Source organism: Sphingomonas sp. SRI_018 (genome assembly GCF_057586275.1).
The window spans coordinates 2,258,738-2,273,960 of sequence record NZ_JBYCZO010000001.1 but is presented as its reverse complement, the minus strand read 5'-3'; the positions used below and the strand labels follow the sequence as shown (position 1 = coordinate 2,273,960).

General features: G+C 69.4%; 17 protein-coding genes. 13 read left to right on the top strand and 4 right to left on the bottom strand.

Annotated elements, in window-relative coordinates; genetic code table 11:
* The first annotated feature begins 78 nt into the window (after positions 1–78).
* From ruvB to AC2YHA_RS10520, 10 genes are all read left to right on the top strand, one after another.
* On the top strand, positions 79–1,101 hold the full coding sequence (gene ruvB, locus AC2YHA_RS10565) for a Holliday junction branch migration DNA helicase RuvB (protein ID WP_487401468.1): 1,023 nt from the start codon (positions 79–81) through the stop codon (positions 1,099–1,101).
* A 51-nt stretch (positions 1,102–1,152) separates the two neighbouring features.
* The gene (gene ybgC, locus AC2YHA_RS10560) at positions 1,153–1,611 is read left to right on the top strand and encodes a tol-pal system-associated acyl-CoA thioesterase (protein WP_487401467.1); all 459 of its coding nucleotides are present in this window, start codon (positions 1,153–1,155) and stop codon (positions 1,609–1,611) included.
* 4 nt (positions 1,612–1,615) lie between these two features.
* Positions 1,616–2,308 carry a protein TolQ gene (tolQ, locus tag AC2YHA_RS10555; protein WP_487401466.1) on the top strand — a complete coding sequence of 231 codons (693 nt, stop codon included), beginning with the start codon at positions 1,616–1,618 and terminating at the stop codon, positions 2,306–2,308.
* A gap of 154 nt (positions 2,309–2,462) precedes the next feature.
* Positions 2,463–2,900, top strand: a complete 438-nt coding sequence (tolR, locus tag AC2YHA_RS10550; RefSeq protein WP_487401465.1) for a protein TolR — start codon at positions 2,463–2,465, stop codon at positions 2,898–2,900.
* Position 2,901: 1 nt separating this feature from the next.
* Complete coding sequence (locus AC2YHA_RS10545) at positions 2,902–3,768, top strand: cell envelope biogenesis protein TolA (protein WP_487401464.1); 867 nt, start codon at positions 2,902–2,904, stop codon at positions 3,766–3,768.
* 160 nt (positions 3,769–3,928) lie between these two features.
* On the top strand, positions 3,929–5,218 hold the full coding sequence (gene tolB / locus AC2YHA_RS10540; RefSeq protein ID WP_487401463.1) for a Tol-Pal system beta propeller repeat protein TolB: 1,290 nt from the start codon (positions 3,929–3,931) through the stop codon (positions 5,216–5,218).
* 68 nt (positions 5,219–5,286) lie between these two features.
* Complete coding sequence (gene pal, locus AC2YHA_RS10535; RefSeq protein WP_233785442.1) at positions 5,287–5,808, top strand: peptidoglycan-associated lipoprotein Pal; 522 nt, start codon at positions 5,287–5,289, stop codon at positions 5,806–5,808.
* A gap of 202 nt (positions 5,809–6,010) precedes the next feature.
* Positions 6,011–6,907, top strand: coding sequence for an SPFH domain-containing protein (locus AC2YHA_RS10530; RefSeq protein ID WP_487401462.1), 897 nt, complete (start codon positions 6,011–6,013; stop codon positions 6,905–6,907).
* Between the two features lie 8 nt (positions 6,908–6,915).
* Positions 6,916–7,128, top strand: coding sequence for a type II toxin-antitoxin system antitoxin (locus tag AC2YHA_RS10525; RefSeq protein ID WP_487401461.1), 213 nt, complete (start codon positions 6,916–6,918; stop codon positions 7,126–7,128).
* A gap of 85 nt (positions 7,129–7,213) precedes the next feature.
* Positions 7,214–7,477: a hypothetical protein gene (locus AC2YHA_RS10520; RefSeq protein WP_233785445.1), complete on the top strand. Its 264-nt coding sequence runs from the start codon at positions 7,214–7,216 to the stop codon at positions 7,475–7,477.
* Positions 7,478–7,607: 130 nt separating this feature from the next.
* Here AC2YHA_RS10520 and AC2YHA_RS10515 read toward each other — a convergent pair whose 3' ends face one another.
* From AC2YHA_RS10515 to AC2YHA_RS10505, 3 genes are read right to left on the bottom strand one after another with little or no spacing between them, the layout of a single operon-like run.
* On the bottom strand, positions 7,608–8,465 hold the full coding sequence (locus AC2YHA_RS10515) for a S1/P1 nuclease (RefSeq protein WP_487401460.1): 858 nt from the start codon (positions 8,463–8,465) through the stop codon (positions 7,608–7,610).
* A 39-nt stretch (positions 8,466–8,504) separates the two neighbouring features.
* Complete coding sequence (locus tag AC2YHA_RS10510; RefSeq protein ID WP_487401459.1) at positions 8,505–9,434, bottom strand: isoaspartyl peptidase/L-asparaginase family protein; 930 nt, start codon at positions 9,432–9,434, stop codon at positions 8,505–8,507.
* Positions 9,361–10,596 carry an acyltransferase family protein gene (locus tag AC2YHA_RS10505; RefSeq protein WP_487401458.1) on the bottom strand — a complete coding sequence of 412 codons (1,236 nt, stop codon included), beginning with the start codon at positions 10,594–10,596 and terminating at the stop codon, positions 9,361–9,363. The genes AC2YHA_RS10510 and AC2YHA_RS10505 overlap by 74 nt, the downstream gene beginning before the upstream one ends.
* Positions 10,597–10,687: 91 nt before the next feature.
* Here AC2YHA_RS10505 and AC2YHA_RS10500 point away from each other — a divergent pair, with 91 nt between their 5' ends.
* Positions 10,688–11,515, top strand: coding sequence for a LytTR family DNA-binding domain-containing protein (locus AC2YHA_RS10500; RefSeq protein ID WP_487401457.1), 828 nt, complete (start codon positions 10,688–10,690; stop codon positions 11,513–11,515).
* Here AC2YHA_RS10500 and AC2YHA_RS10495 read toward each other — a convergent pair.
* The gene (locus AC2YHA_RS10495; protein ID WP_487401456.1) at positions 11,465–12,661 is read right to left on the bottom strand and encodes an acyltransferase family protein; all 1,197 of its coding nucleotides are present in this window, start codon (positions 12,659–12,661) and stop codon (positions 11,465–11,467) included. The genes AC2YHA_RS10500 and AC2YHA_RS10495 overlap by 51 nt on opposite strands.
* A 115-nt stretch (positions 12,662–12,776) precedes the next feature.
* On the opposite strand from AC2YHA_RS10495, the gene AC2YHA_RS10490 reads away from it, so the two are divergent.
* Positions 12,777–13,895: a DUF3089 domain-containing protein gene (locus tag AC2YHA_RS10490; RefSeq protein ID WP_487401455.1), complete on the top strand. Its 1,119-nt coding sequence runs from the start codon at positions 12,777–12,779 to the stop codon at positions 13,893–13,895.
* 174 nt (positions 13,896–14,069) lie between these two features.
* Positions 14,070–15,194, top strand: coding sequence for a flavodoxin-dependent (E)-4-hydroxy-3-methylbut-2-enyl-diphosphate synthase (ispG, locus tag AC2YHA_RS10485; RefSeq protein WP_487401454.1), 1,125 nt, complete (start codon positions 14,070–14,072; stop codon positions 15,192–15,194).
* Positions 15,195–15,223: the final 29 nt, after the last annotated feature.

The window sequence follows — 15,223 nt, the reverse complement described above, 5'->3', positions numbered from 1 at the left end:
GGTGACGGTCGGCGCCGGACGCGTTCACGCCCGCGCTCGACAAGGCCGGGTGCGAACGGGTAGGGAACATTCCTGCCGATGACCGACGCCGACCGCATCCTCACTGCCTCCCGCCGCGCCGAGGATGTCGACGCGGCGCTCCGGCCCAAGACGCTCGACGAGTTCGTCGGGCAGAAGGCGGCGCGCGAGAACCTGCGCGTGTTCATCGACGCCGCGAAGGCGCGGGGCGACGCGCTCGACCACGTCCTGTTCTTCGGCCCGCCCGGTCTCGGCAAGACCACGCTCGCCCAGATCATCGCCCGGGAGATGGGCGTAGGCTTCCGCGCCACCTCCGGCCCGGTGATCGCCAAGTCGGGCGACCTCGCCGCGCTGCTCACCAATCTCGAGGACGGCGACGTCCTGTTCATCGACGAGATCCACCGCCTCAACCCCGCGGTCGAGGAAGTGCTCTACCCGGCGATGGAGGACCGCGCGCTCGACCTGATGATCGGCGAGGGGCCGTCGGCACGTTCGGTCCGCATCGACCTGCCGCGCTTCACCCTGGTCGGCGCCACCACGCGTCAGGGCCTGCTGACCACGCCGCTCCGCGACCGGTTCGGCATCCCCGTGCGGCTCAATTTCTACACGGTGGACGAGCTGCTCCGCGTCGTCACCCGCGCCGCCAGCCTGCTCGACCTCCACGTCGCCGAGGACGGCGCCCGCGAGATCGCCAGGCGCTCCCGCGGCACCCCCCGCATCGCCGGCCGGCTGCTGCGCCGGGTGCGCGATTTCGCCAACGTCGCCGGCACCGAGACCGTCGACGCCGCCACCGCCGACCGCGCGCTCAACCGGCTGGAGGTCGACGCGCTCGGCCTCGACGCGATGGACCGGCGCTACCTCACCATGATCGCCGACGTGTACCGCGGCGGCCCGGTCGGCGTGGAGACGCTCGCCGCCGGCCTGTCGGAACCGCGCGACACGATCGAGGAGGTGATCGAGCCCTATCTCATCCAGATCGGCATGATCGCTCGCACCGCCCGCGGCCGCTGCCTCAACGCCGCCGGATGGAAGCACCTCGGCCTCGATCCGCCGACGACCGCACAGGACGGCTTGTTCGATTGAGGCGCCAAACGGGGTTCCCGCGGCGAATCGCCTCGGCTAGGCGTTGACGCCATGACTGCCGAGGCGACCGACCTGCCGCTCGAAGGGCGCTTCGAGGGGATCGAGCACCGATTCCCGGTCCGCGTCTATTTCGAGGACACCGATCTCTCCGGCATCGTCTATCACGCCAACTACCTCCGCTTCATGGAGCGCGCCCGCTCGGCGATGCTGCGCGCCGCCGGCATCGACCAGCGCGCCGCGCACGAGGCGGGCGAGGGCGCCTATGCCGTGCGCGACCTCCACATCCGCTACCTCGCCCCGGCGAAGCTCGACGACACGCTGTCGGTGGCCACGCGGCTGGAACGAATCCGCGCCGCTTCGGTAGTCATTCATCAACGAGTCATGCTCGGCGGGCTTTTGCTGGCCGAAGCGCGCGTCGAGGCGGCCTTCGTCGCACCGAACGGCCGCGCCCGTCGCCAGCCGGCCGAGTGGGTGAGGAGGTTCGAAGCCCTCGTGGATAAGGGGAATTGATCAGGTGGAATTGCTAGCCAACCCGAACGCCGCGACGCTGTCGCCGGTCGCGCTCTTCCTCCAGGCCGACTGGGTGGTGAAGGGGGTGATGATCGGCCTCATCCTCGCCAGCATCTGGACCTGGGCGATCATCATCAGCTTCCGGTTCAGGATCGGCGGCCTCCGCCGCAACTCCGACCGGTTCGAGGCCGAGTATCGCAAGGCGGCCGACATCGACGCCTTCCACCGCATCAACGGCGACAGCCCGCTGCCGATCGCCAAGGTGTTCGCGGCCGGCGTCGCCGAATGGCGCCGCTCGACCGGCGGCAAGCGCATCGACCGGGAGGGCACGCGCCAGCGGCTCGCGACCGCAATGGGATCGGCCGCCGCGGCCGAGGTCGACCGCCTGTCCGACCGGCTCAACGTCCTGGCGACGATCGGGGCGGTGGCGCCGTTCGTCGGGCTGTTCGGCACCGTCTGGGGCATCATGCGCAGCTTCACCGCGATCGCGGGCGAGCAGAACTCGTCGCTGGCGGTGGTGGCGCCCGGCATAGCCGAGGCGCTGTTCGCGACCGCGATCGGCCTGTTCGCGGCGATCCCGGCGGTGATCGCCTACAACCGCTTCAGCCACGCCATCAACCGCATCGAGGCGCGCCTCCACCGCTTCGCCGACGGCTTCCACGCGACGCTGAGCCGGCAATTGGATTCGGGCGAATGACCGAGGTGGCTCAAATCCTCCCCGGTACGGGGAGGGGGACCATGCGAAGCATGGTGGAGGGGGCCCTCCGCCAGCGAGTCGCTTGGGGCTGGGCCCCCTCCACCACGCCACTGCGCGTCGCGGTCCCCCTCCCCGTGCCGGGGAGGAGCTAGTCATGGCGATGAACCTCCCCTCCCAGCACGGTCGCGGCCGGCGCATGCCGATGGCCGACATCAACGTCACGCCACTGGTCGACGTGATGCTGGTGCTGCTGATCATCTTCATGGTGACCGCGCCGCTGCTCACCGCCGGCGTGCCGGTGAACCTGCCCGACAGCCGCGCCAAGGCGCTCGAGCAGGACCAGAAGCCGGTCGACATGGCGATCGACAACCAGGGCCGCATCTTCATCGACAAGACCGACGTCACCGCGACGCTCCCCGACGCGCTCGCCAACCTCGCGGCGCAGGGCAGCCCGGACAAGCCCCGCCAGGTGTTCCTGCGCGCCGACACCGGCCTCGACTACGGCCGGGTGATGCACGTGATGGGCGAGCTCAACCGCGCCGGCCTCAACCGCGTCGCGCTGGTCACCAACGCCGCGAGCGAGGAGCGGTAGGGTGGAACGCGGCGAGAAGATCGGCTTGGGGTTGGCCGCGGCGGGGCATGTCCTGCTGTTCGGCCTGCTCTCGGTCGGCTTTCTCTCCACCCCCAACCCGCTGAAGCTCGAAAGCAAGCCGATCGACATCTCGCTGGTCGACGCGGTCAGCCTCAAATCGGCCGCCCCCGCCGCGACCGAGCCGCCTGCCTCCAGCCAGGCGCCCGACACCGGCCCGCCAGAGGAAGCGCCGCCGCCCGCCGAAGCGGTCGCCGAGCCCCAGCCCGCGCCGCCCGTGGCCCAGCCCGCGCCGGCGCCGCCGCCAAGGCCCGCGCCGGTGGCCAAGCCGGAGCCGCCCAAGCCTGCCCCCGCCAAGCCGTCGCCGGCCAAGCCCGCGCCCGCCAAATCCGCCACCAAGGCCGCGCCGGCACCGACAAAGGCGGCCGGCACCAATCCCGCCGCGACCAAGCCCAAGCCGCGCGGCAGCCTGCTCGGCGACGATTTCCGCAAGAGCCTTGCCGTCTCCGCGGAGAAGGGGCGGGGCCAGGCGCCGCGCGCGCAGGCGGTGTCGGCGCAGGCGGTCGCGGGGCTCGCCGACGCGATCGCGCGGCAGGTCCAGCCCTGCGCCAATCGCGTGCCCATTCCGGGCCCGGGTGCCAACCAGATCCGTTCGCGCCTGCGCCTGCAGATGACGCGCGACGGCACCCTTGCCGCGCGCCCGGCGCTGATGGGTCAGACCGGCGTCAACGGCGAGAACCAGCGCTATGCCCAGCGCGTCGCCGAGCTCGCCACCGCGGCGATCATGCAATGCGCCCCCTATACCCTGCCCGCCGAGCTCTACGAGAACGGCTGGAAGGACATCATCATCAACTACAAGCTGCCGGGGTGAGGGCAGCGAGGAGAGCATCATGCCGCAGTCGACCGTCCCCAATCGTCATGCCGGACTTGTTCCGGCATCCACCGAGCCGCGAGCGCAGGACGCGCAGCTCCGTGGACCCCGGCACAAGGCCGGGGTGACAAAGTATGTGTGGCGAGGGCTGGCGCTTGCCATGGGCCTCGGGATCGCCGTCCCCGCCGCGGCGCAGGTCGAGGTCGACGTCGTCGGCGGCATCTCCGCGCCGATGCCGATCGCGATCCCGCCGATGCCGACCCCGGCCGCACAGGGCACGCCCGCCGGCAGCACCGACGCGCTCGGCCGCCAGGTGGCGGAGGTGGTCACCAACGACCTCAGGAACTCCGGCCTGTTCAAGCCGCTGGGACCGGAACAGCTCCGCGCCGTCAGCATGGACCAGGTCACCGCACCCGATTTCCCCTACTGGGGCAGCACCGGCGCGCAGGCGCTGGTCGAGGGCTTCGTCCGCGCCAACGGCGACGGCACGCTGACGGTCGGCTGCTACCTCTACGACGTCTTCGCCAAGACCGAGCTCGCCCGGCAGGGCTTCGTCGTCTCGCCGGCCGACTGGCGCCGCGGCGCGCACAAATGCGCCGACACCGTCTACACCCGCCTCACCGGCGAGGGCCCCTATTTCGACAGCCGCATCATCTACGTGTCCGAGACCGGGCCCAAGAAGAAGCGCATCAAGCGCCTCGCCATCATGGACCAGGACGGCGCCAACCACCGCTTCCTCACCAACGGCCAGTCGATCGTGCTGACGCCGCGCTTCGCGCCCAACCAGCAGCAGATCGTCTACATGAGCTACGTCAACGACAAGCCGACGATCTATGTCTACAACCTCGGCTCCGGCACGCAGCGCCGGCTGGTGACGACCAACAACCTGACCTTCGCCCCGCACGTCTCGCCGGACGGCCGCTGGGTATTGTTCTCGATGGCGGTGGCGGGGAACACCGACATCTACCGCATCTCGATCAACGGCGGCTCGCCGGAGCGGCTGACGAACAGCCCCGGCATCAACACCGGCGGCAGCTATTCGCCCGACGGCTCCAAGATCGTGTTCGAGAGCGATCGCTCGGGCACGCAGCAGCTCTATGTGATGAACGCCGACGGATCGAACCAGCAGCGGATCAGCTTCGGCGGCGGCCGCTATGCGACCCCGGTGTGGAGCCCGCGCGGCGACCTCATCGCCTTCACCAAGATGACCGGGTCGTTCCGCATCGGCGTCATGTCGGCCTCGGGCGGCAACGAGAAGATCCTGACCGAGGCGTGGGGCGACGAGGGACCGAGCTGGTCGCCCAACGGCCGCGTGCTGGTGTTCTTCCGCACCGCCCAGGGCTCCGGCAAGGCCGACCTGTGGTCGGTCGACCTGACCGGCGTCAACGAGCGCCGTATCCCCACCCCGCTCGACGGATCCGATCCGAGCTGGGGACCGTTACGCCCCTGAAAGAGTTTCTAAGGATCAGAGTTCCACCATTCCCGTCGCTGACGGGGCAAATCTAGGGAGATGCCGACATGGCCAGGACCACAACCAGACTGATCGTCGCCGCGGCGCTGATCGCCACCGCCGGCTGCGCCAAGAAGACCCCGCCGGTGCTGCCGCCGGAGCCGGTCGGCGCCCAGCCGGGCACCGGCCAGACTGAGCCGAGCGGCCCGGTGACCGACACGGTGGTGCCGGGCAGCCAGCAGGACTTCCTGCGCTCGGTGCAGAGCGATACCGTCCACTTCGCGCTCGACGCCTATGACATCGATCCGGAAGCGCGCACGATCCTCGACAGCCAGTCGACCTGGCTGCAGCGCTACCCCAACGTGCGCATCACCATCGAGGGCCACTGCGACGAACGCGGCACCCGCGAATACAACCTCGCGCTCGGCGACCGCCGCGCCAATGCCGCCAAGAACTACCTCGTCGCGCGTGGCATCGACGCGAGCCGCATCAGCACGATCAGCTACGGCAAGGAACGCCCGGTCGCGATGGGCTCCGACGAGGCGAGCTGGGCCCAGAACCGCCGCGCGGTGACGGTGACGCTGCAGTAAAATCTCCCTCTCCCTTTGGGAGAGGGAAGGGGCCCGCTCGCGCAGCGAGTGGGAAGGGTGAGGGCGACGTAGCTCTCACCCCGTCACCCTCACCCTTCCGCCGCCTTCGGCGGCTCCCTCCCTCTCCCAATGGGAGAGGGATTTTTGTTGCGACTCACATCACAACGATATAAATATGATATCACTTTAACAGGAGGAAGTGATGTCGGACCTCAATCGGTCGAGCCTACAGCGGAGCCAGGAGCGCCCCGCGGCGTCGATGAGCGGCTACGTCATGCTGCTGATCGCGCTGGTGGCGCTGGCAGGCATGGTCTGGGGCGGCAGCCTGATCGACGCCAATCCGGAGCTGGGCGTGCCGGTGCTGATCGTCGCGGTGCTGGTGTTCGTGCTGATCGTCCCCGGCTTCTACATGCTCCAGCCCAACCAGGCGGCGGCGATCACCTTGTTCGGCAGCTACAAGGGCTCCGACCGCACCACGGGCCTGCGCTGGGTGCTGCCCTGGTACGCGCGCCGCAAGGTCTCGGCGCGCGCCAACAACATCATCTCGGAACGCATCAAGGTGAACGACCTGCGCGGCAATCCGATCGAGATGGCGGCGCAGGTGGTGTGGCGCGTGACCGACACCGCACAGGCGCTGTTCGACGTCGACGACTATAAGGCGTTCGTGAACGTCCAGATCGAGGCGGCGGTGCGCACGATCGGCTCGCGTTACCCCTATGACGACTTCGAGCATCAGGAAGTGACGCTGCGCGGCAACCACGACCAGATCGGCGCGGAGTTGCGCGAGGAATTGATCGCGCGGCTGCTGGTGGCGGGGATCACCGTCGACGAATGCGGCTTCACCCATCTCGCCTATGCGCCGGAGATCGCCCAGGCGATGCTGCGCCGCCAGCAAGCGCAGGCAGTGGTCGCCGCACGCCAGACCTTGGTCGCGGGTGCCGTCGGCATGGTCGAGATGGCGCTCGAGCAACTGAGCGCGAAGAATGTGGTCGAGCTCGACGACGAGCGCCGCGCGGCGATGGTCTCGAACCTGATGGTGGTGCTGTGCGGCGAGCGTGACACCCAGCCGGTCGTCAATACGGGCACGCTCTACCAGTAGGCTCGACGATGGCGGCTCCCCCCAAGAAGGCGTTCCCGGCGCGCCTCGATCCCGCGCTCTACGCGGCGATCGAGCGCGCGGCGGCGAGCGATCTCCGGAGCGTCAACGCCGAGGTCGAATGCCTGCTGCGCGAAGCGCTCGCGCGCCGCGGGGTCAAGCTGGCCGACCCGGTCCCGGTCCGGCGCGGGCGCCCGAAGAAGGACGAAGGAGACAGTCAATGATCGGAGTATTCACGCGCAATCCCCGCCCGCTCGCGGCGCTGTTCGGCGCGTTGGCGATCGCCGGCTTGATCGTGGCGTTCGTCCGGTGAGCGCGAACGGCCGGCGCGACGACGAAGCCTGGTTCGCGCCGAAGCGCTTCGGCATCGGCGCGGGCCTGCCGATCGCGTGGCAGGGCTGGGTGACGCTGGCGGTCTATTCCGCCGTCGTCATCCTCGTCGGAGGAGCGCTCGTCCCGCGCCATCCGTTCGTCGCGGTCGTCATCATCCTCGCCGCGACCGCCGCCTTCCTCGCCATCTGCGCCCAACATACGCGCGGCGGCTGGCGGTGGCGCTGGGGGAAGGAGGATTAAGCAGGTCGAACGTCTATGAGCCCCTCCCCTTCAGGGGAGGGGTTGGGGGTGGGGCAGTGCGGCAGACGATACGCTCGAGGACAGGCCGCACCCCAACCCCTCCCCTGAAGGGGAGGGGCTAGTAATCCACCTAACCCAACGCCTCATCCAGCAACCGCGCCAATCGCAAGCCGCCCTTCACCACCTGCTCGCGCGCTGGCTCGACCAGTCTGGCGATAGTCGCATCGTCGAGCCTCGCCCGCGCCGGCTGCGGTCCGCAGGGATCGCCGAATGCGCTCGCATAGACCACGTCGCGCGCGACCTTCCACGAATCGCGGCTCCAGTCCTCGACGCTGCCGGCGGCGATCCGCCGGCGCTCGGCGAGCGGATAGCGGCGCACCAGCGACGGCGGCGTGCCGATCGCCCGCTCGGCCAGCCAGCCGTCCCAGATCGCGTGCAGATTGAGCCGCTCGGGGCCGTAGATGCCATAGTCCGCCGGTACCTTGTTCCCGCCCTGGTCGTGCCGCTCGCCGGCATGGAGCGGCTGGGAGAGGTCGCCGACGAAGTGGATCAGGAACACCAGCGCCTGCACCCGGTCGTGCGGCGAGGTGCGGCGATCCTTGAGCAGCGCGACGTCGCGCTCGATCTGCGCCGACACGCAATTGCCGTCCTTGCACGCCGGCTTGAGATCGAACGGCGCGCAGACGTCGACGTCCTGGAAATGCCAGGTGTAGGCGAAGTCGAACGGCCGCTTGCCGTTCGCGTCCTTGATCTTCTTGATGCAGTCCGCCCAGGTGCTGGCGCCCTCGACCGTGTTCGCCGGGCATTCTGGCGTGCCGAGCAGCCGCGATCGCGCGAGCAGCCGCCGCACCGCCGTTCGCGTCGACGGCTTCACATTGGCCATCGCGATCCGCGCGACGGTCTCGTGACCATATTCCCAATAGGCGAAGGCCGGCGTCGGAAGGCAGGCAGCGGCGAGCGCGAGCAGCGCGAGAACTCGGCGGAACATGCGGCGGCGATTAGCCCCTGACATCCGCCGAGACCAGAGTCACCCTTCGTCCCCGTACATCGCGACCAGCCGCTCCCCGCCTGCCGAGGCGCGAGCGCGATGCATGCCGGATGTGGTGAAGTCCCAGACCATGGTCCCGTCCGCTCCGGCGACGATCACGCCGCCGGTGCCGCCGAGCGCCTTCACCTCGGCCAGCACCGCGGCGGTCGCCTCCGCGATGCCGGCGCCGGCGAGCCGCACCCGCGCCTCGATCTCGTGCGCCGTGCCCACCCGCAGGAAGAACTCACCCGCTCCCGTGCAGGAGACGGCACAGCTGCGGTCGTCGGCCCAGGTGCCGGCGCCGACCACCGGCGAATCGCCGATCCGGCCCCAACGCTTGCCGGTGACGCCGCCGGTCGATGTCGCCGCGGCGAGCCGTCCCGAGCGGTCCCGCGCCACCGCGCCGACGGTGCCGTATTTCATGTCGACGTCGAAGGCGTCGGCGCCGCGGGCCAGCAGCTCCGCGAGCTGACGGCGGCGCTCCTCGATCACGAACCAGCCGTTGTCGACTTGCTCCGCGCCGATCTCGCGCGAGAAGGCGTCGGCGCCGATGCCGGCCAGGAAGACGTGCGGGCTCTGCTCCATCACCGCGCGGGCGAGCGCGACAGGGCTGCGCGTGAAGCTGACCCGCGCGACCGCGCCGGCGCGGCGGGTGGCGCCGTCCATGATCGCGGCGTCGAGCTCGGCGGTGCCCTCGCGGGTCAGCGCCGAGCCGCGGCCGGCGTTGAAATGCGGGTCGTCCTCCAGCACGCGCACCGCCGCCTCGACCGCATCGAGCGCGGCGCCGCCTGCGGAAAGTACGTCCGCGCCGGCATCGAGCGCACGGCCCAATGCGGCGCGGACGGCGGCCTCGGTCTCAGGCGAGGTCCGGCTGCGCTCGATCGCTCCGGCCCCACCGTGGATCATCAGCGTCCAGTCGGGATTCGTCATGACCGGGAGCCCTAGCAGAAGCACGGACCTGCGCCACCCGCGGCCTGAGCCCGATCAGCGGCCTGAGCCAGCCGACCTCGCGCCCGATCAGGTAGAAGCCCCAGCACGCCGCCACCGTCGCCGGCACCAGCACCGCGAACTCGCCGAGCGCGCCGATGCCGAGCGGCTTCACCCAATATTCGACCAGCACGATCGCGGTTTGGTGGATGATGTAGAAGGGGAAGACCGCCTCGGTCAGCATCGGCCGCCATTTGTGGTCGCGGTTCCAGAAGCGGCTGGCGATGCCGATAAGCGCCGCGATCGCCGCCCAGGTCTCGATGTCGCGGGCGAGGCGGAAGACGGTGACGATGTCGTAGCTGGGGAAGCTGAAGTCGGGCCAGGCGACGAGCAGCGCCGCGATCACCGCATAGGCCGCGACCGCCAGCGCCGCCGATCCCTTCCAGTGCGCGACCAGCGCCGCCGTCACCGGCCGCGATCCGGCGAGCGCGAAGCCGAACAGGAAGGCGGGGACGTAGCGGACGTGCGCGCCGAGATCGCGGATCAGGTCGTGCGTGTCCTCGTTCCGGTGGAACAGCACCGTCTGGATCAGCACGACATAGAGGATCGGCAGCCACACCACCCGCGCGCCGCCGCCGAACAGCCGGTCGAACGCCGCCTGTGCGCGCGTGCCGTCCGCCACCAGCGCTAGCATTGCGCCGAGCCCCAGCGTGTAGACCCAGAGGTAGAGCACGAACCACAGGTGGTTCCAGGTCGGCATGACGATGCCGAACAGCGTGCCGAAGCGGAAATAGTCGGTCAGCCAGAAATGGAGGAAGCCGGCCCGGTAGCCATGCTGCACGACCACCTCGACCCAGCTCTGCGGCGGCACCACCACGGCCATACCGAACAGCAGCGGGATCAGCAGCCGGCTCGTACGGCTCCGGAGGAACGCGCCGATCCCCGGCGACTTCATCAGCAGCGCCCGGCTGGCATAGCCCGACACCACGAACAGCAGCGACAGCCGCCAGGGATTGGTCAGGAACATCGGGATCTCGATCCAGGCCATCGGCTGGGCGGTCTTGATGTGGAACCCCCAGGGCACGAACACCATGCCGATGTGATAGAGGATCAGCAGCGCGAACGCGCCGACCCGCAGCCAGTCCATTCCATAATGCCGTTCCATGGCGCACCTCCTTGCATGCGATGCATGATCGCTATGCGGACGGCCGCGGGGCGGGTATCGCAGAGGGCCGGATGGCGGCTTCACCGGGACGATGGACGAGACGCGGGGGATGAGCGGCGGGTGGCGCGGGATGAACGGGACGCAGCGCCGGATCATGCTCGGCGCGCTCGGCCTGTTCCTGCTGATCGTCGTCGTCATCATGATCGCCAACGCCGAATCGACGCTGAGCGACCTCGCGGCCAACGGCGTTCATATCCGCCCCGACCTGGTGTGGTCGTGGGAATGGACCAGCATGATCGGCTGGCTCAGCCTCTATCCGCTGCTGTGGATCGCGGTGGCGCGGATCCGGCCGCCGCGCGTGCCGTGGCCATGGGTGGCCGCCCTGCTGGTGCTCGGCAGCGTCGTCGCCTCGGGCTGGCACATCGGCGTGATGGTGGCGCTGCGCCACGTCTATTACGACGCGGTGGGCTCCGGTCCCTATCGTTTCTTCGGTGTGATCCAGGAGCGGCTGCTCTACGAATACCGCAAGGACGTCGCGACCTATCTCCAGTTCGTCGCACTGGCGGCGATCGTGCAATGGCTGGTCGCGCGCGCCGCCACCTCGCCCGCTCCGCCGCCGCGCGCGCTCGCCGTCGCCGACGGAGCGGTCACCCACCATGTCCCGATCGACGAGATCGAATGGATCGCCTCCGCCGGCAACTATGTCGAGATCGGCTGGAAAGCGCGCACGCTGCTCCATCGCGCGACTCTGTCGGCGACCGAGGAGGCGCTCGGCCCCGAGTTCGTCCGCATCCACCGCGGCAGGCTGGTGCGCCGCGCCGCCATCCGCCGCGTCGAGAGCGAGCGCAGCGGCGACTTCACCGTCACGCTAGAGAGCGGGGCGGAGCTGCGCGGCAGCCGTCGCTACCGGCTTTCGTGACAGCCCGATCAGCGGCCGCAGCCACCCGATCCGCCGGCCGACCAGATAGACGGCGGCCGAGGCGCCGATGCTCGCTGCCGCCAGCAGCGCGAACTCGATCCAGGGGCTGATCCTCAGGTCGAGCGTCCACCAGGCCACGATCACGATCGTCGTATGGTGGATGAGATAGGCGGGGAACACCGCCTCGGCGAGCGGCCTGCGCCAGCGATGATCGCGGTTGAGGTAGGTATCGGCGAGATGGAACAGCGCCAGCACCATCCACCACGCCATCGCCACCCGCGCCGCCCGGTCGAGCGCCGCGATCGCGTGCGGGGGCAGGGTGTCGGCGGGATAGGCGACCTCGATGGCGATCACGACAGCGCCCGCCGCCACCGCCGCCGCCAGCGCCGGCCGCCAGATGCGCGCGATCATCGGCCAGGCGGCAGCATTGCCCGCGACGACGAAACCGAAGGCGAAGATCGGCCAATATTCGACATGGGCGCTCCAGTCGGTGAACAGCCCCTGCTGCTCGGGCACGACGAACATCAGCGACAGCTTGGCGACGGTCAGTGCTGCGGGCGGCGCCCACAGCAGCCGCCGCCGCTCGCCCAGCCAGCCGAGCAGCCGGTCGCCCCAGCCCGTGCCTGCCCGCGCCACCACTGCGCCGAGCACCATGGTGTAGCCCCAGAGATAGGCGACGAACCACAGATGCTCCCAATTGGGGAAGCTCACGCCCCAGAACCGGCCCCAGCGCCAGTAATCGAGTGCCCAGAAATGGAGATAGCCGCTCGGATAGTCATGCTCGCGCACGCGCACCCACATCTCGATCGGTGCCAGCACCGCCATGCCGAACGCGAGCGGGATCAGCAGCCGCGCATGACGTGACTTGAGGAATGCAGCCAGGGTCTCGCTGCGGGCAAGCAGCTTGCGCGAGGCATAGCCGGACACCGCGAACAGCAGTGCCAGCCGCCACGGTGTCAGCGCCGCCATCGGCGGGATCAGTGCCGGATAGGTGACCGGCCACTTCACCACCCAGCTCCATGGCGCGAACACCATCGCGGCATGATAGAGGATCAGCAGCGCGAACGCGGCGATGCGCAGCCAGTCCATCCCGAAATGGCGCTGGCTGATGGTCGTTGCGAATTGTGCCGCCGGGGGCTGGTGCAAGGGCCTGATCCACTGGCGCCTGGGCTGGCGCATCGCGCGCGAGCATAGTGTCGACATGTAAGCGAAATGTTATGGCAACAATCGGCATCGCCCGTGATCTGAGGGAGGAGGGGACATGCGCAGCTTCGCCATCCGCCTGGCACTGGCCGCGGCGGCGCTCGCGGTGACGGGCCCGGCGTCGGGGCAATTGCTCCAGGCGCTCAAGATCATGCGCAACAACCGGCCGCCCGCGGCGCCGTTCGCGCAGCTGAAGCCCCCGCCGCCGCCCGATTATGCGCGGCCCTCGGAATGGGCGGCGCTGCCGACCACCCGCGACGAGGCGGATGCGACCCCGCCCGGCATCCGCGCGGTCGACCAGACCCAGGCGGAGGTCGACGTCTTCTTCATCTATCCGACCGTGCTGATGAGCCGCGACGTATGGAACGCCGACACCCGCGATCCCGAGCTCAACCGCCGCATCGAGACCACCACCATCCGCAGCCAGGCCACCGTATTCAACGGCTGCTGCGCGATCTACGCGCCGCGCTACCGCCAGATGACGCTGGGCGGCTACATGAAATGGTCGGATAACAGCGTGAAGGCGACCGAGCTCGCCTATTCGGACGTCGCGCGCGCCTTCCGCGTCTTCCTCGACCGCTACAACCGCGGCCGGCCCTTCATTCTCGCCGGTCACAGCCAGGGCTCACGCCTCGCCCGGCTGCTGATCGAGCGCGAGATCGACGGCAGGCCGGTCGCCAATCGCCTGGTCGCTGCCTACCTCCTCGGTCACTGGATCGAAGCCGACTGGTTCAGCCACCTGCGCAGCGTGCGCGCCTGCACCCGCGCCTTCGACACCGGCTGCGTCGTCACCTGGTCGACCTTCGCCGAGGGGCGCGACGGCTCGGCCCAGCGTCGCACGCTCGGCGCCCAGTCCAGATACAAGCCCGAGCAGCTGAAGCGCCCCTACGTCGGCATCAACCCGCTCACCTGGACCACCGATGGCACGGTGGCGCCGAAGTCGCTCAACAAGGGATCGTGGCTGCCCGGCCCCGGCCCGGCGCTGCGCTCGCTCGATGTCGGCCTGGTGTCCGCGCGCTACCGTGACGGCGCCGTCTACATCTCGCCGCCGGGGATCAAGTCCTATACCGACTATGTCATCCCGTTCGGCAACTACCATAATCTCGACTATGCGATGTTCTGGATGAACCTGCGCGAGAATGCGCAGACCCGCGTCAACGCCTTCTGGAAGCACTGAGTCCCGTCTCCTTCGTCATTCCCGCGAAAGCGGGAATCTATTCTGGCTGGCGGCGGTGAGATTCACTGGCTTCGGCGACAATGGATTCCCGCCTTCGCGGGAATGACGAAGGCGCTTGTGGTTCCGCTGAGGCCTCATCGACGCTATATGGCTGCCGTTCCACGAGGAAATCGAATGTCAGTCCGTCCCTGGCGCGACATCGCGCGCCGCAAGAGCCGCCAGATCATGGTCGGCAACGTCCCCGTCGGCGGCGATGCACCGGTCACCGTCCAGACGATGACCAACACGCCGACCGCCGACGCGCGCGCGACGATCGACCAGATCCGCCGCTGCGAGGATGCGGGCGTCGACATCATCCGCGTGAGCTGCCCCGACACCGACTCGACCGCGGCGCTCCGCCAGATCGTCCGCGCCGCGCGCGTGCCGATCGTCGCCGACATCCACTTCCATTACAAGCGCGCGCTGGAGGCTGCCGATGCCGGCGCCGCGTGCCTGCGCATCAACCCCGGCAACATCGGCTCGTCCGAGCGCGTGGAAGAGGTGGTCCGCGCCGCCAAGGCCAACGGCTGCGCGATCCGCATCGGCGTCAACGCCGGCAGCCTCGAGAAGGACCTGCTCGAGAAATATGGCGAGCCCTGTCCTGAGGCGCTGGTCGAGAGCGCGCTCGACCATATCAGGCTGCTCCAGGACCATGATTTTCACGACTACAAGGTCGCGGTGAAGGCGTCGGACGTGTTCCTCGCCGTCGCCGCCTATCAGCAGCTCGCGGAGGCGGTCGACTGCCCGCTCCACCTCGGCATCACCGAGGCGGGGGGTTTCGTCGGCGGCACGGTCAAGTCGGCGATCGGCATCGGATCGCTCCTGTGGTTCGGCATCGGCGACACCATCCGCGTCTCGCTGTCCGCCGAGCCGGAGGAGGAGGTCCGCGTCGGCTTCGAGATCCTCAAGAGCCTCGGCATCCGCAACCGCGGCGTGCGCGTGGTCTCGTGCCCGAGCTGCGCGCGCCAGGGCTTCGACGTGATCCGCACCGTGCAGGTGCTGGAGGAACGGCTCCAGCACATCCGCACGCCGATGTCGCTGTCGGTGCTCGGCTGCGTCGTCAACGGCCCCGGCGAGGCGCGCGAGACCGACATCGGCATCACCGGCGGCGGCAACGGCAAGCACATGGTCTATCTGTCGGGCGTCACCGACCACCATGTCGGCGACGCCGACATGGTCGACCACATCGTCAGGCTGGTCGAGGCCAAGGCGGCCGAGATCGAGGCCGCGGAGGACGCGCGGGCGGTGGCGGCGGAGTGAAGGCCCGAGTTGTTGCTCTGCCGATGCTT